The 23,919-nt window shown below is 75.9% G+C and carries 13 protein-coding genes; 7 read left to right on the plus strand and 6 right to left on the minus strand.

Translation table 11 applies throughout. The features are described from left to right. Positions 1-170 precede the first annotated feature (170 nt). The 3 genes from ACFZBX_RS19305 (at position 171) to ACFZBX_RS19315 (ending at position 5,203) form a co-directional block, all read left to right on the plus strand. Complete coding sequence (locus tag ACFZBX_RS19305; RefSeq protein ID WP_391534946.1) at positions 171-2,990, plus strand: AAA family ATPase; 2,820 nt, start codon at positions 171-173, stop codon at positions 2,988-2,990. A 108-nt stretch (positions 2,991-3,098) separates the two neighbouring features. Then, positions 3,099-4,076: a helix-turn-helix domain-containing protein gene (locus tag ACFZBX_RS19310; RefSeq protein ID WP_391534947.1), complete on the plus strand. Its 978-nt coding sequence runs from the start codon at positions 3,099-3,101 to the stop codon at positions 4,074-4,076. Positions 4,077-4,177: 101 nt separating this feature from the next. Then, positions 4,178-5,203, plus strand: coding sequence for an alpha/beta hydrolase (locus ACFZBX_RS19315; RefSeq protein WP_391534948.1), 1,026 nt, complete (start codon positions 4,178-4,180; stop codon positions 5,201-5,203). A gap of 41 nt (positions 5,204-5,244) precedes the next feature. On the opposite strand, the gene ACFZBX_RS19320 is transcribed toward ACFZBX_RS19315, so the two are convergent. From ACFZBX_RS19320 to ACFZBX_RS19345, 6 genes are all read right to left on the minus strand, one after another. Next, positions 5,245-5,769: a DoxX family protein gene (locus tag ACFZBX_RS19320; RefSeq protein WP_391534949.1), complete on the minus strand. Its 525-nt coding sequence runs from the start codon at positions 5,767-5,769 to the stop codon at positions 5,245-5,247. Between the two features lie 90 nt (positions 5,770-5,859). Next, positions 5,860-7,728, minus strand: a complete 1,869-nt coding sequence (locus ACFZBX_RS19325; RefSeq protein WP_391535039.1) for an amidohydrolase — start codon at positions 7,726-7,728, stop codon at positions 5,860-5,862. Between the two features lie 291 nt (positions 7,729-8,019). Continuing rightward, positions 8,020-10,026, minus strand: a complete 2,007-nt coding sequence (locus tag ACFZBX_RS19330; protein ID WP_391534950.1) for an FAD/NAD(P)-binding protein — start codon at positions 10,024-10,026, stop codon at positions 8,020-8,022. A 133-nt stretch (positions 10,027-10,159) separates the two neighbouring features. Next, entirely contained in the window at positions 10,160-11,131 is a 972-nt protein-coding gene (locus tag ACFZBX_RS19335) for a quinone oxidoreductase family protein (RefSeq protein WP_391534951.1), read from the minus strand. Further along, positions 11,128-12,150 (minus strand): DMT family transporter, encoded by a 1,023-nt coding sequence (locus ACFZBX_RS19340; RefSeq protein WP_391534952.1) that lies wholly within the window; start codon positions 12,148-12,150, stop codon positions 11,128-11,130. The genes ACFZBX_RS19335 and ACFZBX_RS19340 overlap by 4 nt, the downstream gene beginning before the upstream one ends. Positions 12,151-12,157: 7 nt before the next feature. After that, on the minus strand, positions 12,158-13,021 hold the full coding sequence (locus ACFZBX_RS19345; protein WP_391534953.1) for an S-adenosyl-l-methionine hydroxide adenosyltransferase family protein: 864 nt from the start codon (positions 13,019-13,021) through the stop codon (positions 12,158-12,160). 586 nt (positions 13,022-13,607) lie between these two features. Here ACFZBX_RS19345 and ACFZBX_RS19350 point away from each other — a divergent pair. The 4 genes from ACFZBX_RS19350 (at position 13,608) to ACFZBX_RS19365 (ending at position 23,898) form a co-directional block, all read left to right on the plus strand. After that, positions 13,608-19,748 (plus strand): tetratricopeptide repeat protein, encoded by a 6,141-nt coding sequence (locus ACFZBX_RS19350; RefSeq protein WP_391534954.1) that lies wholly within the window; start codon positions 13,608-13,610, stop codon positions 19,746-19,748. A 4-nt stretch (positions 19,749-19,752) separates the two neighbouring features. Beyond that, positions 19,753-21,030 (plus strand): hypothetical protein, encoded by a 1,278-nt coding sequence (locus tag ACFZBX_RS19355; protein ID WP_391534955.1) that lies wholly within the window; start codon positions 19,753-19,755, stop codon positions 21,028-21,030. Then, positions 21,027-22,052, plus strand: coding sequence for a hypothetical protein (locus tag ACFZBX_RS19360; RefSeq protein ID WP_391534956.1), 1,026 nt, complete (start codon positions 21,027-21,029; stop codon positions 22,050-22,052). Before ACFZBX_RS19355 ends, ACFZBX_RS19360 begins: the two co-directional genes overlap by 4 nt. A 202-nt stretch (positions 22,053-22,254) precedes the next feature. After that, positions 22,255-23,898, plus strand: a complete 1,644-nt coding sequence (locus ACFZBX_RS19365; protein WP_391534957.1) for an alkaline phosphatase D family protein — start codon at positions 22,255-22,257, stop codon at positions 23,896-23,898. Positions 23,899-23,919 lie beyond the last annotated feature (21 nt).

Genomic DNA, 23,919 nt, shown 5'->3' on the forward strand with positions numbered 1-23,919 from the left:
GCCGTGCGGCGGAGCGGCGGAACGGCGGTGCGGTTCATCTGCGTCAAGCCTGCCGCCCCGGGGCCGGCCGGTCTGCGGGCCGTTGGTCCCGGCCGGGGGAACAAGGGTCCCGGCAGGCGATAACCTTGGGTGCCCCGGAGGCGGGCCGGCCGACCCCAGAGGAAAGAAGCGTGGCGCACGACAGGAAGGACCCGGCCCTGATCGGACGGCAGCGGGAGACCGACCTGCTGGCCGCGGCCCTCGGCCGGGCCGAGGACGGCACCGGCGGCGCCACCGTGCTGCTGCGCGGCGAGGCGGGCGTCGGCAAGAGCACCCTGCTGGCCTGGGCCGGGCAGGCCGCGCGCGAGCGCGGGTTCACCGTGCTGCGCGCCGTCGGCGCCGAGGCCGAGACCGACCTCGCGTTCGGCGCCCTCCACCAGGCGCTCTGGTCGCTGCTCCAACGCTCCGACGCGCTCTCCGCCCACCAGCGCGACGCCCTGGAGAGCGCCTTCGGCGCCCGCTCCGGCACCCCCAGCGGCTTCGCCGTCAGCGCCGCCGCCCTGGCCCTGCTCGACGACGCGGTGCGCACCGCCCCCGTGCTGCTGGTCCTGGACGACCTGCACTGGATCGACTCCTCCAGCGCCACCGTCTTCGGCTTCCTGCACCGGCGCTGCGCCGAACTGCCGCTGGTGATCGTCGGCGCCACCCGCCCGGACGGCCAGGCCGTGCAGAGCTGGGCGGCCGAGGCCGTCGACGTCCGGGCGCTGCCCCGGGCGGACGCCGCCGCGCTGCTCGGCACCCGCTACCCCGAGCTGGCCGGCCGCACCCGCGACCGGGTGCTCGCCGAGGCGGACGGCAACCCGCTGGCCCTGGTCGAGCTGCCCCGGCAGCTCGCCGCCGCCCAGCAGCGCGGCGTCGCCCCGCTGCCCGAGCGGCTGCCGCTCGGGGGCCGGCTGGAGCGGCTGTTCGCCGACCGGCTGGACGCGATGACCCCGGAGGTCGGCCGCCTGCTGCTGCTCGGCGCCCTGGCCGCCGGCCCGGACCTCAGCGGCGGCGCGTGGCTGCGCGCCGCCGCGGACGGCAACGTGCGCGAGACCCTGGAGCGGATCGAGGCCGACGGCCTGGCCCGGCTCGACGCCGCCGGACAGCTGGTGTTCCGCCACCCGCTGGCCCGCACCGCCGTGGTCGCCGCCGCCTCCGACGCCGCGCGCCGCGAGGCCCACCGGGCGCTGGCCGGCACCCTCGCGCCGGAGGACCCCCGGCGGCTGGTCCACGAGGCCGCCGCCGCGCTGCTGCCGGACGGCGACCTCGCGCACCGCCTGGAGGCCGCCGGGCGCGACCTCGCCCTGCGCGGCGGCGACGCCGAGGGCGCGCTGCTGCTGGAACGCGCCGCCGTGCTCAGCCCCGGATCCGACGACCGCGTCCGCCGGCTGACCTGGGCCGCCGTGATGGCCGCCCGCGGCGGGCAACTGCGCCACACCGCCGCCCTGGTGGAGGACCTGAAGACCCGCACGATCCCGCCGGACGTCGAGCCGCTGTTCGCCTACGCGGTGGTCTACGCCGACCAGAGCCACCACGTCGACTTCGCCTCCTCGGCCGCCCTGCTGCCGGCCACCCTCGACACCCTGACCGCACCGGGCGCCGACACCTTCGGCGGACTGGCCGAGCAGGCCTTCTTCAAACTGCTGCTGGCCGCCAGCTACACCGACGACCCGTGGGCCTGGCAGGCGCTGCAACGGCACCGGGACGCCGTCTCCGAGGTCGGCCGGCTCTGCCTGCTGGCCTGGACCGAGCCCGGCCCCGGCGTCGCCGACGCCCTGCTGGCGGCGGCCGGGGACATGACCGAGGAGCAGGAGGCCGGCGCGGCCTGGCTGCTGCTCTGGACCAGCTCCGCCCTCGACTGCCCCCAGCCCGGCCTCTGGCAGCGCTTCACCGGACTGCACGGCTACGCGGGCCAGGGCTCGGTGGCGAAGGCCAAGTGCCACCAGGACTTCCTGCTCGGCGACTGGGACCGGGCCGAGGACTGCCTGCGCGAGGCGGAGATCGCCGAGGAACTCGGCTACCGCACCAACGCCCTGCTGTTCCGCCAGTACCACGCCGCGTTCCTGGCCGGCCGCGGCGACGAGGCCGGCCTGGAGGCGGCCGACCGGGCCGTCCGGCCGACCGCCACCCGCGCCCGGATGCGCCACGTCCTCGACCGGCTGACCCATCTGCGCGGGCTGGCCGCGCTCGCCCACCAGCGCCACGAGGAGGCGTACGCGCACCTGTGCGAACTGCTCCCGGCGGGCCGGCCGGCCGGCGGCCCGCCCTGGCACCACGCGCTGGTGTTCGACCTGGTCGCCGCCGCCGTGCACACCGGCCGCCGCGAGGAGGCGCACGCCCACCTCGCGGCCGCGCGGGCGGCCCGCTCCGCCGGGATCTCCGGCCGGCACGCCTTCCTGGTCGCGGCCGCCGCCGCGGTGGCGGCCGAGGACGACGACGCCGACGACGCCTACCGCGCCGCCTACGACGTACCGGGCGCCGGGCGCTGGGCCTTCGACCTCGCCCGGCTGCGGCTCGCCCACGGCTCCTGGCTGCGCCGCCGCCACCGCGCGGGCGCCCGGGAGGTGCTGCGCGCGGCCCACCACGTCTTCCGCCGGCTGAAGGCGGAGCCGTGGGCGGCGCAGTGCGAGGAGGAGCTGCGCGCCGCGGGCGACCTGGTGGTCCCGCCGCAGCGCGGACCGTCCGCCGCGCCGTCCGCCCCCGACCTGCTGACCGGCCAGGAGCAGCGGATCGCCCGGCTGGCGGCGACCGGACTGACCAACAAGGAGATCGGCCAGCGGCTCCAGCTGTCGCCGCGCACCGTCGCGGCCCACCTCTACAAGATCTTCCCCAAGCTCGGCATCACCTCCCGGGCCGCCCTCGCCCACGCCCTCGTCCAGACCGCCGGACAGACCGCCGGACAGACCACCGGACAGACCGCCGGACAGACCGCCGGACAGACCACCGGCCGGACCGCCGGCCAGGGCTGACCTACCGACCCGCCCGGCCGTCGCCCAGTACGGCAGTCAGATGACCTAACCCCCCGCTTGCCCCTTCGGTCAGGCTGATCGGGCAGGGATTCGACGGAAGGCGGTCAGATGGGCGTAACGGTGACGACCGCGGCGGTCCCGGACGGCGAGAAGGCGGCCTACCTGGGCGGGGCGGTGTCGCGGACGCTGGTGCCGGTCGAGCTGCGCCCGCTCACCGGACGGCCGTTCGACGGGCGGCTGGTCTCGCACCGGCTCGGGTACGTGCGGGTCTCCACCCTGGAGGCGGACGCCGCCCGGTTCTCCCGCACCGCGGCCCTGATCGCCCGCACCCCGCGCAGCGAACCGCAGGTCGGGGTCGGCGTGCAGGTGTCGGGCCGGGCCGTGCTGGAGCAGGACGGCCGCCGGGCGGAGGTGGCGGCCGGCGGGCTCGTCCTCTACGACACGACGCGCCCGTACGCCGTCGACTACCCCGAGCGCTTCCGCACCCACCTGTTCCACCTGCCGCGCCGGCTGCTGGGGGTGCCGGAGCGCGACCTGCGGCAGGCCTCGGCGACGGCCGTCGGCCCGGCGGACGGGTGCGGGCCGGTCCTGCTGTCCTTCCTCGACGGCCTCGCCGCCTCCGCCGACTCCTACCCCGCGCCGGTCGGCGACCGGCTGGCCGGCAGCGTCGCCGACCTGCTCAGCGCGCTCGTCGCGCAGCTCACCCTGACCCGGGCCGCGGAGGAACCGGAGACCCCCAACGCGCAGCTGGTCCGCCGGGTGCGGCAGTACATCGACCGGCACCTGGGCGACCCCGCGCTCGCGCCCGAGCGGATCGCCCAGGCCCACCACATCTCCGTCCGGTACCTGCACCGGCTGTTCGAGGGCGAGGGAGTGACGGTGAGCAGACTCATCCAGCAGCGCCGGCTGGAGGCGTGCGCCCGTGAGCTGGCCCGGCGCGGCCGGACCGCGCCGACGGTCTCGGCGGTCGCCCAGCGCTGGGGCTTCGTCAATCCGGCACACTTCAGCCGGGCCTTTCGGGCAGCCTACGGCGTGCCGCCGCGTGAATGGCGGGCGCGCGGGTTAGGAGCGGAGCAGACCGGCTGACGAGGCCGGCCGACGAGCCGGCGCGCCCGACGGATCCGACCGCCCCCGCGCCGCCGGGCGGCGTCGCAGCGCACCACCGACCGCGAGCCAGGAGCGAAGAGTTGTCCGACCCCACCCCCTTTCCCGACCAGGGACCGGTGCTCGACCGGGCGCTCCAGGAGTTCCTGGCCGCCCGGGTGGCCGACCGGTCGGCGGGGGAACCGCCGGACCTCCTCGCGCTGCTCGCCGCCGCCGACCGGCCCGACGGCGGGCCCGAGCGCGCGGCCGACGGCGGGGGCGAGCCGGGCGACCCGGACGACCCCTACGGCATCACCACCGAGTGGCTCGCCCTGCCCTGCGGCCCCACCGGGCGGGTGTCCGTCCAGGTGACCAGGCCGGCCGGCGCCGCCGAGCCGTGCCCCGTGGTGCTGTTCCTGCCCGGCCTCGGCTGGTCGCCCGGCGACGCCGCCGGCTACCGCCGGCTGGTCCGGGAGGTCGCCCTGGGCACCGACGCCGCCGTGGTGTTCGTCGACTACGCGCGGGCGCCCGCCGCGCGCTACCCGGTGGCCGTCGAGCAGTGCTACGCGGTGGTCCGGTGGATCCAGGCGCACGGCCACGAGATCGGGCTCGCGGGGGAGCGGGTCGCCGCCGTCGGCGACTCCGCGGGCGCCAACCTGGTGGCCGCCCTGACGCTGCTGGCCCGCGAGCGCGGGGACGTCCGGCTGGTCCACCAGGTGCTGGTCTGCCCGGTCACCGACGCGGACTTCGACACGCCGTCCTACCACCGGTTCGCCACCGGCTACCTGCTGCACCGCGACCACATGCGCCGGTACTGGGACGCCTACCTGCCGGACGAGCGGCGGCGCCGGGAGGCCACCGCCGCGCCGCTGCACGCCACCCTGGAGCAGCTCGCCGGGCTGCCCCCGGCGCTGGTGGTCACCGCCGAGGCCGATGTGCTGCGCGACGAGGGCGAGGCGTACGCGGCCCGGCTCCGGGCGGCCGGGGTGCCGGTGGTGGCGATCCGCTACCAGGGCACGGTGCACGGGTTCCTGCTGCTGGACGGGTGCTGTCCGACCGGCACCGCGCGGGCCGCGCTGGTCCAGGTCGTCGACACCGTGCACGTCGCCCTGCACCGCCCCGCCTGGTAGCCCGGTCGGCCGGTCAGGGCGGTGCGGGGCGGTGCGGGGCGTCAGTCGGCAGCGCGCGCACCGGCCGGCGCTCCCGCCGTCGGGTCCGTGCGGTGCAGGACGGCCCGCGTGAGCAGACCGCTGACCGGCCCGGACAGCGCGGCGGCGAGCACCAGCCAGAGCGGCCAGGAGGTCAGACCGAGGGCGTGGTCGACGGAGTAGCGGCCGGCGCCGGTGAACGCGAGCGAGCCGGTGACCACCACCAGCACCAGCGGGTACTCGTAGCCGTCGTTCTGCACCCAGAGCCCGTGCGGCACCTTGACGGTGATCGCCACCGTCATCACGCCCATGGCGACCATGGCCGCCAGCGGGGTGAGCGCGCCCAGGGCCAGGAACAGGCCCGAGCCGATCTGGCCGGCGCCGGCGGCGAGCGCGGTGAGCGTGCCGCCCCGGAAGCCGTCGTGCCGGAACTCCTCCGTGCCGCCCGTGAGGCCGTTGCCGCCGAGGCGGAAGCTCACCTTCTGTACGCCGTGTCCGGCGATGAGCAGGCCCACCACCGCCCGGATGATCAGCAGTCCGGTATCCATCGTGTCCTGTTCCTGTCCCTGGTCATGGTGTCTGTGGGCGTCCGTGTCCGTGCCCGGCCCGCGGCGGGCGGGCCGGGCACGGTGGCGGCTTCAGAGGACGAAGCACGGGTCGAACGGCAGCTCCCGCTCGACGGTCCGGCCGCGCGCGACACGCCAGTCGCGGTGCAGTGCGGACTCGGCGACGACCTCGCCGAGCAGCTCCGCCTGGCGGGCGCCGGTGGACCGGTAGCCGCCGAAGCGGGCGACCGGGCTCCACTCGGGGCTGATCGGCGGGAGCTCCTCGTCCAGGCCCTCGTACTCGGCCGCGGCGTGCACGATCCGGCCGCCGACGACGGTCAGCACCGACTCGATGTGCGGGATCTCCTGCTCGGGCACGGTGAAGAAGTCGTCGGAGAGCACCGCGAGGTCGCCGTAGCAGCCGGGCCGCAGCACGCCCTTGACGTCCTGCTCGCCGGTGAGCGCGGCGCCCGCCGTGGTGTACATCGCCAGCGCGGTCGCCCGGTCCACCCGGTTCTGCGGCGGGCGCATCGCCAGGCCGCCGACCGTGCGGCCGGAGACCAGCCAGTGCAGGGCGACCCACGGGTTGTAGGAGGAGACCCGGGTGGCGTCGGTGCCGGCGGCGACGTTCAGGCCGCGGTCCAGCATGGCGCGGATCGGCGGGGCCTCGGCGGCGGCGCCGGCGCCGTGGCGGCGGGTGAACGTCTCGCCCTGGAAGGAGAGGCGGTTCTGCACGGAGAGCGCGCCACCGAGCCGGGCGATCCGGTCCAGGCTCTCCCGGGAGACGGTCTCCGCGTGGTCGAACAGCCAGCGGTTGCCCTGCGGGAAGAGGCCCTCGGCGGCGAGCTTCTCGAACACCGCGAGGTCGCGCCGGATCGTCTCGTCGTAGGTGGCGTGCAGCCGGAAGCCCCAGCCGTTCTCCATGAGCAGCCGGACGGCCTTCTCGAACTCGCCTTCATAGGAGCCGAGTTCGGGGCGCGGTTCGGCGAAGTTCTCGAAGTCGGCGGCGGCCCAGGTGAGGTTCTCGCCGGCGCCGTTGAGCCGCAGCCACTGGTCGCCGTCCTCGGGGCGGACCATCTCGATCCAGCGTTTGAGGTCGTCCAGTTCCTGCCCGGCGGTCTGCGGGAACAGGTGGTAGGCGATGCGCAGCGAGAGCAGGCCCTCCCGGGCGAGCTCGGTCACCGTCGCGTAGTTCTCCGGGAAGTTCTGGAAGCCGCCGGCGGCGTCGATCGCCGAGGTCAGGCCGAAGCGGTTCAGCTCGCGCAGGAAGTGCCGGGTGGAGGCCTTGCGGTCCTCGGGCGGCAGGGTGGGGGCCTTGGCGAGGGTGGAGTAGAGGACCAGGGCGCTGGGTGCGGCCAGCAGCATGCCGTTCGGCTCGCCGTTGCGGCCCCGGACGATCTGGCCGCCCTTCGGGTCGGGGGTGGCCGCGTCGTAGCCGACGGCCTTCAGTGCGGCGCGGTTGAGGATCGCCGACTGGTAGAGGTGGAGGACGAACACCGGGGTGTCCGGCGCGGCCTCGTTCAGCTCGGCGGGCGTCGGCAGCCGGCGCTCGGCGAACTGCTCGGCCGACCACCCGCCGACCACCCGCACCCACTGCCCCTCGGGCGTGCGGGCGGCCTGCTCGCGCAGCATCGCCAGCGCCTGGCGCAGCGAGCGCACGCCGTCCCAGCGCAGTTCCAGGACGTAGCTCAGGCCGCCCCGGATGACGTGCAGGTGCGAGTCGTTGAGGCCGGGCACGACGCGCCGGCCGAGCGCGTCGACCACGGTGGTGGACGGTCCGACGAACGGGGCGACGTCGGCGTCCTCCCCGACGGCGGTGATCACGCCGTCCCGGATCGCGAGGGCGCCGGCCTGCGGGCGGCGGGCGTCCCCGGTGTGGATCCTGGCGTTGCGGACGACGACGTCGGCGGCGGTCCCGGCCGCCTCCTCCGCCGTGCGGGGGACGAGCCCGCCGACCGGCATGACAGACACCTCGGAGCCTCCTGTGCTGGGGGTTCGGACCGCCGTCCGGTGCGGGCGGCGGAGGGGGTGGCGGCGGCCGAACGGGCCCGGAGGCCGGGCCCGTTCCTCCCACCGACTCCCCGACGGTAGGCCGGGCGTCCGGGGCCGAATTTGCGCACAGCGCACCGTCACCGTCCCGTCAGTGCACCCGCGTCACCGGGGCTCGGCCGGGCACGGCGAAGGCCCCGGCCTGCTCCGTCCGGCGGGACGGGAGGAAGGCCGGGGCCGAGGTCGCCGGGGCGGTGTCCGGGGTCAGCCGGGGCGGACCGGGGTGCGCTCGGGGGCGCGGCGCTGGGCCGGGACCACGGTGACGGCCGGGCGCAGCGGGTGCAGGGCGAGGACGGCGCGGGCGATGGCGTCGGAGTCGCCGAGGGTCACCGAGTTGACGCCCGGACGGATGCCGGCCGCGGTGACCCAGTGCACCGCCTCGGTGGGGACGCCGTAGGCGAAGCGGCGCGGGTGCGCCCGCCCCGAGGCGTCCAGCAGCCGGTACGGGCGCTCGGTGACGGCCAGTCCGCCCGTCTCGTACCCGGGCCCGGCGGTGTCGGGTATCCGGTAGACGCCGGCCTGGCCCTCGTCCAGCAGGCCGCGCAGCAGCCGGTCGCCGGTGCGCCGCAGGTCGGGCTCGGGCAGCCGGGCCTCCACCAGGACGCCGGCGCGCAGCGGCGGTGCGTCGATCGCGGGCGAGTGGGCGGTGAAGGCGGGCCGGGCGCCGCGCGGGTCGAGTTCGATCCGGACGTCCGGGCCGAGCAGGTCGACCACCCCGGCCTCGATCAGGGCGCGCAGTTCGTCGATCCGGGAGGCGGGCGGGCCGATGGACAGGAAGGCGTTCAGCGGGGTGTACCAGGACTCCAGGTCGTCGCGGTAGGAGGAGCCCTCGATGCCGCCGTGGTCGACCGCCAGCCGGATCTCGTTGCGCAGGTCGCGCAGCACGTCCAGGGCGGCCTTCAGCGGGCCGCTGAGGTTGCCCGCCCGGGCGTCGCGCACATCGCGTTCCAGGCGCTCGACGATCCAGGCGCGGTGCTCGGCGCGGGAGGCGAAGCGCCGGCCGGCGTAGGGGTGGGCGACGGCGTGCCAGTCCCAGCGCTGCTCGGCGCGGACGCCGAAGCGGTCGAGGATGCCCGTCGTGCGGCCGGGGGCGGCGGTCAGGTACTCCTCGGCGAGGTCCTCGCCCTCCTCCGGGCGGCCGGCGGCGGCGAGCAGGGTGCGGTAGTAGACGGCCTCCACCTCGCGGGAGACCAGCGGCCACAGGTCGCGGGTGAAGCGCACCGGCTCGCCGGCGGCGGCCTGCCGGCGCAGCCGGGCGGTGTACTCCTCGGTGAGCAGCCGGGGGTGGTGGCGGCCGTGCGCGCCCTTCTCGTTCTCGCCGCGCGCGTGGTACGGGACGCCGCGCCGCGAGCCGGCGAGGATCAGCGGCTCCTCGCCGGAGGGGTGGTAGACGAGCCGGCCGCCCTGCTTGGCGAACCGGCCGCCGCGGCCCCGGGTGAGCAGGGCGAGGTGGTCGAAGAAGTTGAGGCCGAGGCCGCGGACCAGCACCGGGCGGCCGGGCAGCAGGGCGGCGAGGTCGAGGTCGGCGGGGTTGGCGGGCGGCAGGTGGACCAGGCCGTGCGCGGTGGCGGCCCGGGTCAGGGTGCGTTCGGCGGTGGTCGGGCCGGTCGCCAGGTGGCCGAGCGCGAGCACCACCGCGTCCAGGTCGGCGATCCGGCGGCCGTTGGCGAGGACGAGCACCTGGGCGGCGCCGGGCAGCGGGTCGGCGTCGGTCAGCCCGACGGCGCGGGTGCGGTGCTCGACGATCCGGCAGTGCGCCGGGGCGGCGGTGCGCACCCGGCGGTGGACGTCGCGCAGGTAGCGGCCGTAGAAGGCGCGGGTCGGGTAGGTGTCGGGGGTGAGCGCGCGGGCCTCGGTGCGCACCTGTTCGTCGTACTCGCCCGGGCCGCCCTGCGGGACGGCGGACTTGGCCCATTCGTAGAGGCTCGGGCCCTCCTCGACGGGGCCGTCGATGGTGACGCTCGGGTCGGTGTAGACGGTGACCTGGGAGGCCACCGTGTTCATCAGCAGCAGCCGGGACTGGTTGGTGCGCCAGACCCGGCCGGCGCCGGGCGGGTAGGGGTCGACGAGGTGGACGGTGAGGGCGGCGGCCGACGGGCGGGAGCGCTCGTTGGCCAGCAGGCGTTCGAGGACGGACAGGCCGCGCGGGCCGGCGCCGACCACGGCGATCCGGCGGTGGCGGGCGGTCGGGCCGGGGGAGTGGGGAGCCATGGGGTGATGTCCTCCCGTGCTGTGGGCCGTTCGGACCGGTCATGGGGGTGACGCCCCGCCGGGCGAAGGCGGAGTCCGGCGGGGCGTCGGTCGGAGGGGACTGCGGAGTGGCGGGTGTGGCGGGTGGCGGGTGCTACGGGTGGCGCAGCAGGATCTTGCCGAGGCTCTCCCGGCCCTCCAGCCGGGCGTGCGCGGCGGGGGCGTCGGCGAAGTCGTAGGTGCGGTCGATCCTGGCCCGCAGGGTGCCGTCGAGCAGGCCCGCGAAGAGGTCGTCGGTGCGGGCGGTGAACTCCTCGCGGGTGAGGACGTGGTGGGTGAGGCTGGGCCAGGTGAGCTTCAGCGAGCCCTTCTGGACCAGCGTGAACGGGTCGATCGGGTCGGGCTTGCCGCTGGCCCGGCCGTAGGCGACCAGGGTGCCGCGCGGGCGCAGTGAGTCGAGGCTGTCGAGGAAGGTGTCCTTGCCGACCGAGTCGTAGACCGCGTCGACGCCCGTGCCGTCGGTGATCCGGCGGACCGCCTCGCGGAAGTTCTCCCGGTCGTAGCGCACCACGTGGTCGGCGCCCAACTCGCTGACCAGCGCGGCCTTCTCGTCGCTGGAGACGGTGCCGATGACGTGCGCGCCGGCCCGCTTGGCGAACTGGACCAGGAACTGTCCGACCCCGCCGGCGGCGGCGTGCACCACGACCGCCTGGCCCTTGGCGATCGGGTGCGCGTCGTGCGCCAGGTAGTGCGCGGTGAGTCCCTGGAGCATCGCCGCGGCGGCCGTGCCGGAGTCCAGGCCGTCCGGAACGGTGGTCGCCAGCCGGACCGGTACGGTGACGAACTCGGCGTAGGCGCCGGGCAGTTCGCCGTAAGCGACGCGGTCGCCGACGGACAGTTCGGTGACGCCGGGGCCGACCGCGTCGACCGTGCCGACGGCGTCCATGCCGGGGACGAACGGCAGGGCGACGGGGAAGACGCCCTGGCGGTGGTAGACGTCGACGTAGTTGACGCCGATGACCTCGGTGCGGATGCGGATCTCGCCGGCGGCGGGCTCGGTCACCGGCACGTCGTCGACCTGGAGCCGCTCGGGGCCGCCGGGGGCGTGGACGCGGATCGCCTTCATGGGGTGGTACCTCGGCTGTTCTGGTAGGCGGGTCGGGTGGTGGGAACGGGCGGCGGCGGGTCGCCGGAGCCCGGGTCGTGGGCCGGCGTCGGTGCCGGCTCGGGTGTGGGTTCGGGTGCGGGGCCGGCGGCGGGCGCCGGCGCCGGAGCGGGCCGGTTGGCGACCAGGCCGCCGCCGATCATCAGCGCCCCGCCCAGCAGTTGCAGCGGCGTCGGCGCGAGGCCGAGCGCCACCAGGGCGACGAGCACCGTGAACGCCGGCTCCAGCTGGAGCACGCTCGCCGTCTCCCACGGCCGCAGCCGCTCCAACGCCAGGTGCAGGGTGACGTAGGCGAGGCAGAAGTTGGTGACGGCGAGCAGGAGTTGGAGGCCGATCGTGCCGGCCGTCGGGTGCCAGCGCAGCGGGCCGGGCGTGAGCAGCAGCACCGGCAGCAGCACGACCGCCGCCGGGACCAGCCGCCACAGGCCCAGTTGCAGCGCCGGCACCTTGGCCATCAGGGATTTGGCGGGCAGGAAGGCGAGACCGGCCAGCACCGCGCCGGCCAGCACCAGCGCGTCGCCGGCGCCGACGCCGGTGAAGCCCGCACCGGGGTCGCGCAGCACCACCAGCACCCCGCCGGCCAGGGTCACCGCGAGCCCGGCCGACTGCCGTGCGCGCAGCCGGTCGCCGAGCAGCAGCACGGAGGCCAGGACGGCCGCCGGTCCCTGGAGCTGGATCAGGAAGCCGCCGTTGACCGGGCTGGTCCGGCTCAGCCCGCTGATCACCAGGGCCAGCGAGAGCCCGGTGCCGATCACCGAGACGAAGGCCAGCCGCAGCCAGTCCCGCCCGCTGAGGCCGCGCGGGACCAGCGGCCGGCGCCGTACCGCGAGCTGGACGGCCAGCAGCACGGCGCCGATCGACAGGTTGATCTCGGTGGTCAGCAGCGGGTCGATCTCGCGGGTGACCCGGTTGGCCAGCACGGCGCCGGCGCCGAAGAAGGCGGCGGTCAGCAGCGCGAAAGCGTACCCCTGCGTGCGCATCGTGGGCTCAGCGCGCCTTCACGCGGACCGCGTGCCCGCGCTCGACCCCGTACCGGGCGGCGAAGTCGCCCTGGTTGAGGGCGAGTCCGAGCTGGTCGCGGCTCGCGATGTAGGCGAGCGGCTCGCCCTCGCCGGTCTCGCCGAAGGTGCGGCGCAGCGGGGTGGTGAGCCGGGTGCCGCCGATCTCGATCTCCAGTTCGGCGTCGAAGGCGATTCCCCGGGCGTCCAGGAATTCCCTGGTGATGCTGGTCCAGACGTTCCCGTAGTTCTTGTCGAGAATGGCCACCTCGCCGACTATCCAGTCGCCCTCGACGACCGGTTCGGCGACCTCGAGAAGGGTTATTTCGGCGGCCTCGATTTCCTCGCCGATTTCGCTGAAAGGTACTCCGTTGGCGATGTGCGCGGCGGCCGAAATGACGATGTCGCGCCCGTAGAACGTCGGGTCGATGACGGGCCGGCGGACCTTCTCGGCGGTGATCCGGCGGACCTCGGCGACGCCCGCCTCCTTGACGATCCGGGTGAGCAGGCCGTTGTCGGGGGCGAAGTAGGTGTGCCCCTGGGGCGTGCGCAGCCCGATCGCGTTGTCCTGGACGCCGGTGTGCGGGAAGGTGACGCAGGCGAAGACCGCGTCGGCCGGGAAGTAGCGGAACGAGTCGCGGATGTACAGGCCGGCCTCGTAGATGTCGAACGGTGTGACGTCGTGCGTGACGTCGACGATGTTGGCGTGCGGGGCGATGCTGAGGACCATGCCCTTGCAGATGCCGACGGCGTCGTCGACGAGGCCGAAGTCGGTGAGCAGTCCGACGATCGGTCGGGGCGCGAGCAGGCCGGGGCCGGTGGACGGGGCGGCGGTGTTCGTGGGAACGGACATGCTGAACCCTTTCAGGATTACCGAAACGGGGTGGCGTGCATGGCGGTCCGGGATTTTCCGGCGGTGAATCGCCCGCCCGGGTAAAGGACGGTTCAAGCGGCTTGAGATTGAAGTGAGGCTAGCATCCGGTCGGCCCCGAAGAAAGCGCGTGCTGTTGCGGCCGTATGAAGTCGTTTTTAATAAACGGAACGATACCGGCCGTTTGTCGGCAAAGTGGCCGGCGGACCGAATCCCCGTTGCCTGTCTACAGTCTGACGGGCCGTCGGTTCGTGTGAGCGGCAGGTTTGCGGGCGGACGGCGCGGCGTGATTGGCTGCCGCCCGATGGTCGGCGCCCGCCCGCCTGCGAGCGGGCATGGCCAGCGGGCCGAGTGGGGCGGGCGGGTCCGCGCCGGCCGCCCCACTTCGGTGAGTCCTCCGCCTGTGGCGCGGCCGTCCGTCCGGTGGGCGCGCCCGCGATACGGCCGGGTTGACGGAAGGTCACCGTTGTGACACCGCTGCCCGCAATCGGGTGAAGACGAGGACAACACGCGTCCGGACGGCTACGGTCGGTCGGACAGCCGGAAGACCTGGGGGGTGGGACATCGCATGAGCATGTCCACGATGGTGAACGCCGGCCCCGACCCGGGAATGCCGGAGCAGGAACCCTTCGCCCAGCGCCCCCAGAAGGCCTCGCCGGTGGTCGGCGGCGGCAACCCGCACACCGAGCAGCGGACCGTCGTGCTCACCGCCGAGGCGGAGGCGGCCGCCCGGACCACCGCGGCCCCGCCCGGCTCGCACAACCTCCCGCCCGGACCGACCGCCGAACTGGTAGGCCGCACCGACGCGTTGGCCGCGCTCGGGGCCGCGCTGGCGGGCGGCGGCGGCCTGGTCACCCAGGCGACCACCCTGCACGGGCTCGGCGGCGTCGGCAAGACCGCCCTCGCCCTGCACTACGCCTACGCACACCTGCACGAGTACGACCTGGCCTGGTGGATCACCGCGGAGTCGCCCGAGCAGCTCGCCGAGGCCTTCGCCGACCTCGCCGTCCACCTGCACCGGGACTGGGCGCTGGCCGAGTCGCCGAGCCGCCAGGTCGAATGGGCGCTGGCCTGGCTCCGCGCCCACGACCGCTGGCTGCTGGTCTTCGACAACGTCGAGGACCCGGTCCATCTGACGCCCTATCTGGGCCGGCTGCTCGGACGGGGACACCAACTGGTCACCAGCCGCCGCGCCGACGGCTGGCACCACGGCATCCGGCCGATCCGCGTCGACGTGCTCGACGGGCCGCTCGCCGTGCGGCTGCTGCACCGCGCCGCCGGGCGGGGCGAGGACATCGACGAGGCCGAGCTCGGTGAGGCCCGGGCCCTGGCCGACGAACTCGGCCACCTGCCGATCGCCCTCGCCCAGGCCGGTGCCCACATCCGGCAGACCGACACCACCTTCCGGGCCTTCCGGGAACTGCTGCGCACGGTGGCGCCGTCGAGGTCCGGCGCCATGCCGAGCGCCCTCGACACGGTCGCCCGGCTCTGGCGGACGACGCTGCGCACCGTCCAGGAGACCGCCCCGTTCGCCGTCGAGCTGCTGCGCACCCTGGCCTGGTACGCCCCGGAGGCGCTCCCGCGCGAGGCGCTGCTGCCGTTCGGCGCCCGGCGCCCGGACGAGGTGGACACCGCCCTGAAGGTGCTGGCGGACTACAGCCTGGTCACCCTCGGCCCGCACACGGTGGCCGTGCACCGGCTGCTGCGCAGCACCCTGCGGGCCGGCGACGAGGACCGCAGGGTGTGGGCGCGGGCGGAACGCAACCTCGCCGGCGCGGTGGCACGGCTGTGGCCGCGGGCGGACCAGGCCGTCCGCCGGGCGCTGCTGCCGCACGTCCGGGAGCTGACGACGGCCGGGCTCACCTCGCCCGACCCCACCCCGGAGACCGTCGGCCTGTACCGGCTGGCCGCGGCGGAACTGGCCGCGCCGGAGCAGCGGGTCTTCGTGATCCCGCTGGTCACCGCGGTCGTCGAGGGACAGCGGCGGCTGCTCGGCCCGGACCACCCCGACACCCTCGACGCGCGGGGCCGGCTCGCCGAACTCCACGCCCGGGTGGGCGACCCGGTCAGGGCCGTGGAGCTGTGCGAGGCGGTGGTGGCCGACCGCTCCCGGGTGCAGGGAGCGGAACACCCCGCCGTCCTCGCCGACCGCTTCTCGCTGGCCCACGCCCGCCGGAAGGCCGGCGACCACCGGCGCGCGGTCGAGGAGTTCCGGACGGTGGTGGCGGAGCGGACCCGGGTGCTCGGCGCCGCGCACCGGGACACCCTGGCCGCGCGCGGCGGCCTGGGCTACGCGCTCCAGCTCGCCGGCCACCACCGCGAAGCCGTCCGCGAGTTCGAGCAGTTGCACGCCTGCCTGGTGCGGGAGCTGGGCGAGGACCACGAGGACACCCTGGCCAACCGCAACAGCCTCGCGTACGCCCACCTCAGCGCGGGCGAGCACCGGCTCGCCCTGGAGCTCTACGCGCGGGCCGTCGCGGACCGGACCAGGGTGCTCGGCGCCGACCACCCCGACACCCTCACCAGCCGGGGCTGGCTGGCCGCCGCCCACGCCGAGGGCGGCGACCACCCGGCGGCGGTCGCCGAGTACGCGGAGGTCGTCCGCGACCGCACGCGGGCCCAGGGCGCGGACCACGTGCAGACCCTGGAGGCCCGGGCCGGGCTGATCACGGCACGGGCCGACGCGGGGGACCTCACGGACCTGGTGGCCGAGGTCGCGGCGCTGCTGGCCGACTACGGCCGGGTGCTCGGCCCGGACCACCCGGAGACCCTCGACGCCCGCTCCGGGCTCGCCTGGGCCTACCGGACGGCCGGGAAGCACCGCCGCGCGGTGGCCCTCTACGAGGCCGTGGTCCAGGACCGGACACGGGTCCAGGGGCCGGACCACCTGGACACCCTGGAGGAGCGCTCGGACCTGGCGCAGGCCCGGCAGGTCGCCGGCGCGCCCGAGCAGGAACTGGCCGACCGCGAGCGGCTGGTGGCGGACCGGCTGCGCGTCCAGGGACCGCACCACCCGGACACCCTGGCGGAGCGGCAGCGCCTGGTCCGCGCCTGCCAGCGGGCCGGCCAGGACGACCGGGCGATCGCCCTGACCGAGGTGCTGGTCGCCGACCGGACGCGGGACCAGGGGACGGACCACCCCGACACCCTGGACGCCCGCTGGACGCTGGCCTGGCTCTGCGCCACCGCCGGCCGGCACGACCGGGCGACGGCCCTCTTCGAGGACCTGGCCACCGACCGCACCCGGCTGCACGGCGCCGACCACCACGAATCCCTGGAAGCGCGCTGGTGGCTGGCCTGGGCGTGCCGGTGCGGCGGCGAGCACCGCCGCGCGGTGGCCCTCTACGAGGCCCTCAACGCCGACCGGCGGCGGGTCTCCGGGGCGTACCACCCGGAAACCCTCTCCGTCCGGAACGGCCTCGCCTGGGCCCACAGCGACGCGGGCGAGCACGCCCGGGCCCTCGAACTCTACGAAGCCCTGCTCGCCGACCGGGAGCACGTGTCCGGCCCGGACCACCCCGGGACGCTGGACGCCCGCGCCGAGGTGGCGGCGGCGCTCTCGCGCGTCGGCGACCACGGACGCGCCGTGGCGGGCCACCGGGCCCTCGTCGAGCACCGGACCCGGCTGCAGGGGCCGGATCACCCCGAGGTCCTCAGCGCGCGCTGGGACCTCGGCCACGCCCTCCAGAACGCCGGCCGGTACGACGAGGCGATCGCGTACTACGAGGCGCTGAGCGCCGACCAGTCCCGGCTGCGCGGCCCCGACCACCCCGCGGCGCTCAGCGCCCGGTTCGGCCTGGCCTCGGCCTGCGGGACGGCGGGCGACCGGCGGGCGGTCGGACTCTTCGAGGCCTTTGTCGCCGACCGGACCAGGCTCCAGGGGGCGGACCACCCGAACACGCTGAACGCCAGGTCGTGGCTCGCCTGGGCCTGCCGCCGGACCGGCGAGCACGGCCGGGCCGCCGAGGTGTACGACCGGCTGGTGGCGGACCGCGAGCGGGTGCAGGGCGCCGACAACCCGGCGACCCTGATCACCCGCTCGGAACAGGCCCACGCGGCCCGGGAGCGGGGCGACCACCGGCGGGCCGTCGAGCTGCACGAGCGGGTGCTCGCGGACGGCGCCCGGGTGTGGGCGGCGGAGCACCCCCGCACGTTCCAGAACCGGCGGGCCCTCGCCCAGGCCTGCGCGGACGCGGGCGAGCACCGCCGGGCGGCGGCCCACCTGGAGGAGCTGGCGGCGGACTGGGAACGCGCCTGGGGAGCCGACCACGAGGAGGCCCTGGGCACCCGGCTGTGGCTCGCCCTGGCGTGCCGCAGGGCGGGCGAGCACGACCGGGCGCTGGGGCTGTACCGGGCCGTGGTCGCGGACCGGACCCGGGTGACCGGCGCCGACGCGCCCGCGACCCTGGTCGCGAGGTACGGTCTGGCGTGGGCCCACCAGGACGCCGGCGAGCCGCAGCGGGCGGCCGCGCTCCACGAGGACCTCCTGCGGGACCGGACCCGGCTGTTCGGGCCGGACCATCCGCTGACCCTGGACGACCGCTCCGCGCTGTTGCACGCACTGGTCCTGGCCGGCCGTCACCGCGAGGCCGTCGCGGGGTACGAGGCGCTGGTGGCGGACCGGATCCGGATCCACGGAGCCGACCGCGCCGAGGCGTTCCACGAGCGGTCGCAGCAGGCCTGGGCACTGGGCGAGGCGGGGCGCCACCCGGAGGCGCTGGCGGCCCGCGAGGCATTGCTGCGCGACCGGCTCCGCGTCCTGGGACCGGACCACCCCGACACCCTGGCGGCCCGGGGCGCCGTGGCGTACGCCCTCGAACAGGTCGGCCGGATCCGCGAGGCGCTGGCCGCGCGGGAGGCGCTGGCCGCGGACCGGACGAGGGTCCAGGGGCCGGAGCACCCGGACACCCTGGCCGCGCGGTCGTGGGCGGCGGCGCTGCGCCGCAACAGCGGTGACCACCGCGCGGCCGCCGAGCAGTACGAGGCGCTGGTCGCCGACCGGGTCCGGATCCAGGGCCGGGACCACCCGGACACGCTCTTCGACCGCCGGCACCGGGCCTTCGCCCACCGGTCGGCGGGCCGCTACCGCCGCGCGGTGCGCGAGCGCGAGCTGCTGCTGGAGGACACCGCTCGGCTGTCCGGGCCGGACCACCCCGACACCCTCGCCGAGCGGGCCAGCCTGGCGCACGCGCTGCGCTGGGGCTGGGACCACGAAGCGGCCGCCGAGGTCTACGAGGCCGTCCGGGCCGACCTCGTCCGGCTGCGCGGGGCGGGCCACCAGGACACCCTGGACGCCCTGGACAGCATCGCGCTCAACCTGCGCGAGGCCGGGCGGTACCCGGAGGCGCAGGCCCGCTACCGGGAGCTGGTCGCCGCTGCGGCGGACGCCCTCGGCCCGGACCACCCGATCGTGCTGGGCGCCCGGGCGGAACTCGGCCTCGTCCTGCGCGAGGCGGGGGAGCACGGCGCGGCGGCGGACGAACTCTCCGCGCTGCTGGCCGACCTGGCACGGGCGCTGGGCCCCGGCCACCCCGGGGTCTTCCGGGCCGGGCGCCGGCTCGCCCACGCCTCCCGGCTGGCGGGCGACACCGGGGCCGCCGTGACCCTGCTGGCCTCGCTGGCCGACCGGGCGGCGCGGGCGCTGGGCGCCGCGCACACCGAGACGGTCGAGACCCGGGCGGCGCACGCGCTGCTCCAGGTCTTCGGCGAGCGGCCGTTCCGCGCGGTGGTGCTGCTGGGGGTGCTCGTCGAGGAGTGCGTCGAGAGCCGCGGCCCGCGTCACCCGCTCACCCTCGGCGTCCGCCAGACCCTGGCGTTCGCCCGGCTGTCGGCCGGCGACCACGGCGGGGCGGTGCGGACGTACGAGGCCCTGCTCGCGGACTGCCGGCTGTGGCCGGAGTCGTCCTCCCCGGGCGCCGCCGCGCTGTTCGCGGCGGGACACCGGGCGACCGACGAGCCGATCGTGGCCGCCGGCTGCCGCCGGACCGGCGGCGCCGGGATGTTCCCCACCCTGGCCGTCGGCTTCGCCCGGGCGCTGGCGGCGAGCGGGCGCACCGAGGCGGCGCGGGAGCTGCTGCTCGCCGTCCGCGCGGGACGCGACGCCCTGATGGCGCCCGATCACCCGCTCGCCGTGGAGAGCCGGACGGCGACGGCGCGCCTGGAGGCCGGGGAACCGGACGCCGGGCCGGCCGCGGAGCTGCCGCCGCGGCCCGCCGCCCCGGCCCTGCCGGCCGAGCCGGCCGCTTCCGCCGAGCCGGCCGCGCCCGCAGAATCGGCCGCGCCCGAGGCGCCCTCCGGCGCGGAGCTCACCGAGCGCCCCCGGCCCGGCCGGCCCGCCGTGCCCGCGGCCCCGGTGGCGTGGCGGCCCCGGATCACCCTGCTCGACGAGCCCGAGGCGGGCGTCCCGGCCCGGCTGTGCCTGCGGCTGGAGGCGGACGGCGACCGGGCCGGGGCCGATCCGGCCGTGCTGCCGGAGCTGCGGCTGGTCGCCGCGCCGCTCTCCGACGCGGTGATCGAGCCGCCCGTCGCCGACTGGGCGCCCACCGGCGAGCCGGCCGGGTTCGCCCTGACCCCGGCCGTGCCGGGACGGCACCGGATCCGGTTCACCCTCTTCGACCGGGGGTTCGGGGTCGCGCTGCAGGACTTGGTGACCGTCGTCGACGTCGCTCCGGCGGCGGCCGGCGAGGAACACGGACAGGAGCAGGAGTAGCCACGTGCCCCGGGACCTCGTCGTCGAGATACGGCAGAACCCCTCCGCCGACTACACGTTGCTGCCGCGCCAGGGCGGGCCCGGCGAGCGGCCCGGCGCGCGGGGGCCGGCGCCGCTGGACCTCAAGGTCTCGCTGCGCCGCCACGGCACCGCCGACCTGCTGCACCTGGCGGTCGACCGGGCGGGCGTGCGGGAGCCGCTGACCCGCGGCCACCACGCCTACCTGGATGTCTCCGCCGCCCGGCTGCTCCAGCTGGCCAACCGGGTCCGGGGGGCCTGGACGAAGGAGCTGGTCAACTACCCGGTGGTGGACCAGGACGGGATGCCGCTGGGCTACCCGTTCGCGTCGGCCGTCGACCTGTCCGAATGGACGCCGCTGGCCCGCAGCCGGACGGAGGAACTCCTGGAGGAGGGCCGCTACGCGTTCGACGAGATGCTCGCCGGGCCGGGCCGCGACCTCGCGGAGCTGCGGGCGTTCCTCACCGGGACGCTCACCGAGGAGGGACCGCTGCGGGTCAGCTTCGACTCCGACCTCCATCTGCCCTGGCCGATGCTGGCCGTGACGGTCGGCCAGGGGGAGCCGTGGCAGGACTTCCTCGGCTACCGGCACCAGATCGAGCAGACCGGAGCCGCCTACCCGAGGGCCCAGGCGTCGTACCCGCCCCGGACCCGGGCGGTGACCAGCCTCAACACGGACAGCGCCCTGGAGTCGGTCGGCCGGGCGCCGGAGGTGCGCAAGCTGCTGGAGGAGCGGACGGAGCTGACCGTCCGCACGGAGTCGACGCGCTTCCTGGAGGCCTTCTCCGGGGCGGTGCTCGACGAGGACGTGATGTACTTCTGGTGCCACGGCCAGTTCGTCGCCAACGGCTCCCTCTACACCCAGCTGAGCGTCCGGCTCTCCGATCCGCGGGACATCGACGCGGACCTGGTCCGCCGGCTGCGCCGGAACCACCAGGACGTGCCCGAGGCCCTGTTCCGGCCCTTCGTGCTGCTGAACGCCTGCTTCGCCGGGCAGTCGGCGGAGGCGGAGCTGGAGCACCTCGGCCGGGCCCTGGTCGAACTCGGTGCCAGCGGCGTCCTCGGGCCGCAGATCGAGATCCCGCAGGTGTTCGGGGCCGAGTACGCCTTCGCGTTCCTCGACCGCTACCTGACGGGGCGGTTCACGGCGGGGGAGATCACCTGGTGCCTCGCCCGCCTGTTCGCCGACGACTACCGCAATCCGCTCGCCCTCACCTACTCGCTGCACTGCGGGATCGACAGCATGCTGGAGCTGACGCCATGACCCACGCCGTGGTGGACCTCGACGAGGACGGCCGGCTGCTCGTGCCGGGCACCCGGACCCCGGTGCCCGAGGCCAGGGTGGCCGAGCACCTGGCGCGCCATCTGCGGGTTCCGGAGCGGGCCACCGACCTGTACGTCTACGTGCACGGCTGGCAGACCGGCGCGCAGGCGGCCGGCCGGGCGGCGGACGCCCTGATCGGGCGGGCCGTCGAGCTGGCCCGGACGGCGCCGGTCGCGTACCCGGGGCTGGCGGCGCGCGGCTACCGGCCGTGGTGCGTGGTGGTGCGCTGGCCGTCGTCGAGCCTGCCCTCGCCGGGCGGCTACCGGCGGATCCGCGACCGGGCGCACGCGATGAGCCGGCCCGGGCGGGGGCAGGCGGCGTTCGTGATCGGGCACCTGCTCGGCTACCTGGACGCGGCGCGCGGGCGGCTGGGCGGACCGAAGGTGCTGGCGAACCGGTCGGGCCAGTACCTGCACCTGCTGGGGCACTCCTTCGGCGGCCGGTTCCTGTGCGAGGCGGTGCAGTGGGCGGCGGAGCGGCCGGCGGCCGGGCCGCGGGTGCTGGGCTGGAGCGGGCCGGGCGACCCGGCGCGGCCGTTCACGGTGGACAGCGCGCTGGTGTTCCAGATGGCCGCGCCGCGCGACGCCTTCGACCGGCTGTTCCCCCGGCTGTTCCCGGAGCCCGGACGGCCGGGGGCGCCGCTGCGCGGGCCGCTGGTGCTGACGCACTCGCGCTGGGACCGGGCGACCGGGTTCTGGCACCTGCGGGCCGAGGGCCTGCCGGGGATCGGGCACTCGGGGGTGGGGACGGCGCCGGTCCGGCAGTTCTCCACGGCGCTGCTGGCGACGGACACGCCGTACCTGAAGAAGGCGCTGGACCACCCGATCGTCAACGTCGACGCGGGCCGGGTGTTCCGGGGGAGCGTGGCGGGGCGCCGGCTGGCACCGGCGGGCGCGCACTCGGACTTCCAACACCCTGAGTCGGCCCACCTGTTGCTGAGCCTGGCGGCCTTCTCGCGGTGACGCCGGGAGGTGACGCCGGGAGGTGACGGCGCGGGTGCGGTATCGGTCGATTGCCCGATTCGGCCGGTGTCATCACCTGATGATCACTTGCCGGCCCGGACCGCGACGCCCCCCGTACGGCGAGGTCCAGTCCAATCCCCTCCGTACACAGCCGGTGTTCCCTCGCCGGCCCAGCCCAGCGTACGGAAGGCAGCCCAGACCCATGGCCCGCACAGACGACCAGGCCCCGCACGACCAGCGGCTCCAGGAGGCCGCGACCCGGCTCGGGATCGGCCGCCGCCGCTTCCTGACCGTCACCTCGGCCGCCGCCGCACTGGCGTTCACCACCAACCTGCCGGGCGCCCACGCCGCGGACACCGAGATCGCGCCCCGTACGCTGACCGAGAACCCGTTCACCCTCGGTGTCGCCTCCGGCGACGCGCTCAGCGACGCCGTCGTGCTCTGGACCCGCCTCGCCCCCCGCCCGCTGGAGCCCGGCAACGGCCTGCCGCCCGCCGGCGTGGTCAAGGTCGACTGGGAGATCGCCCGCGACGAGGCGTTCCGCAAGGTCGCCCGCCGCGGCACCGCCAAGGCCCACGCCGAGTTCAACTACACGGTGCACGTGGACGCCGAGGGCCTCGACGCGGACCGCGTGTACTGGTACCGCTTCAAGGTCGGCGGCTGGACCAGCCCGGTCGGCCGGACCCGCACCTCACCGGCGCGCGGCCGGCACATCGACGAGGTCCGCTTCGGCCTGGTCTCCTGCCAGGCCTACGAGGACGGCTACTTCACCGCCTACAAGCACCTCGCCGACGAGGACCTCGACGCCGTCTTCCACGTCGGCGACTACATCTACGAGTACGCGGTCAACGCCACCGGCGGCGACCGCAAGTACACCGACCGCACCCTGCCGGCGCTGTTCAACCACGAGACCACCACGCTGGAGGACTACCGCCTGCGGTACGCCCTCTACAAGAGCGACCCCGACCTCCAGGCCGCGCACGCCGCGCACGCCTGGTACGTCACCTGGGACGACCACGAGGTCGAGAACAACTACGCGGCCGGCATCCCGGAGAAGAACCAGTCGGTCGAGGCCTTCGTCGCCCGCCGGGCCGCCGCCACCCGCGCCTACTGGGAGAACATGCCGCTGCGCATGCCCCGGCCGGACGCCACCGACCTCAAACTGTACCGCCGCCACCACTACGGCAGGCTGGCGCAGTTCGACATCCTCGACACCCGCCAGTACCGCTCCGACCAGGCCAACGGCGACGGCTGGCAGTTCCCCACCCCGGAGTCGGAGGACCCGAAGCGCACGCTGATGGGCGCCACCCAGGAGCGCTGGCTGCTGGACGGCTTCCGCAAGTCCAAGGCGGTGTGGAACGTCGTCCCGCAGCAGGTGGTCTTCTCCCGGCGCAAGAACACCACCGAGGCGAAGTCCCGGCTCTCCATGGACGCCTGGGACGGCTACCCGGCCGCCCGCGAGCGGCTGCTGGCCGGTGTCGAGGACATCGGCGTGGAGAACCTGGTCGTCCTCACCGGTGACGTGCACGTCGCCTACGCGATGGACGTCAAGCGGAACTTCGACGACCCGGACTCGCGGACCGTCGGCGTCGAGATCGTCGGCACCTCGATCGCCAGCGACGGCGACGGCCAGGAGCACCCGGCGAACTGGGCCACCCTGACGGCCGCCAACCCGCACATGAAGTTCTACGACGGGCGGCGCGGCTACACCGCGATCACCCTCAACGAGGAGCACGCGCGGGCCGACTACCGGGTGGTCTCGCACATCACCCGCCCGGGCGGCACCGTCAGCACCGCCGCCTCCTTCGTCAGCGAGGCCTACAACCCGGGCATGCAGCGCGCCTGACGCCCCGGCCCGGGCGCCCCG

It is taken from the genome of Kitasatospora sp. NPDC008115 (assembly GCF_042957205.1).
In the GTDB taxonomy this organism is placed as follows: Bacteria; Actinomycetota; Actinomycetes; order Streptomycetales; family Streptomycetaceae; genus Kitasatospora.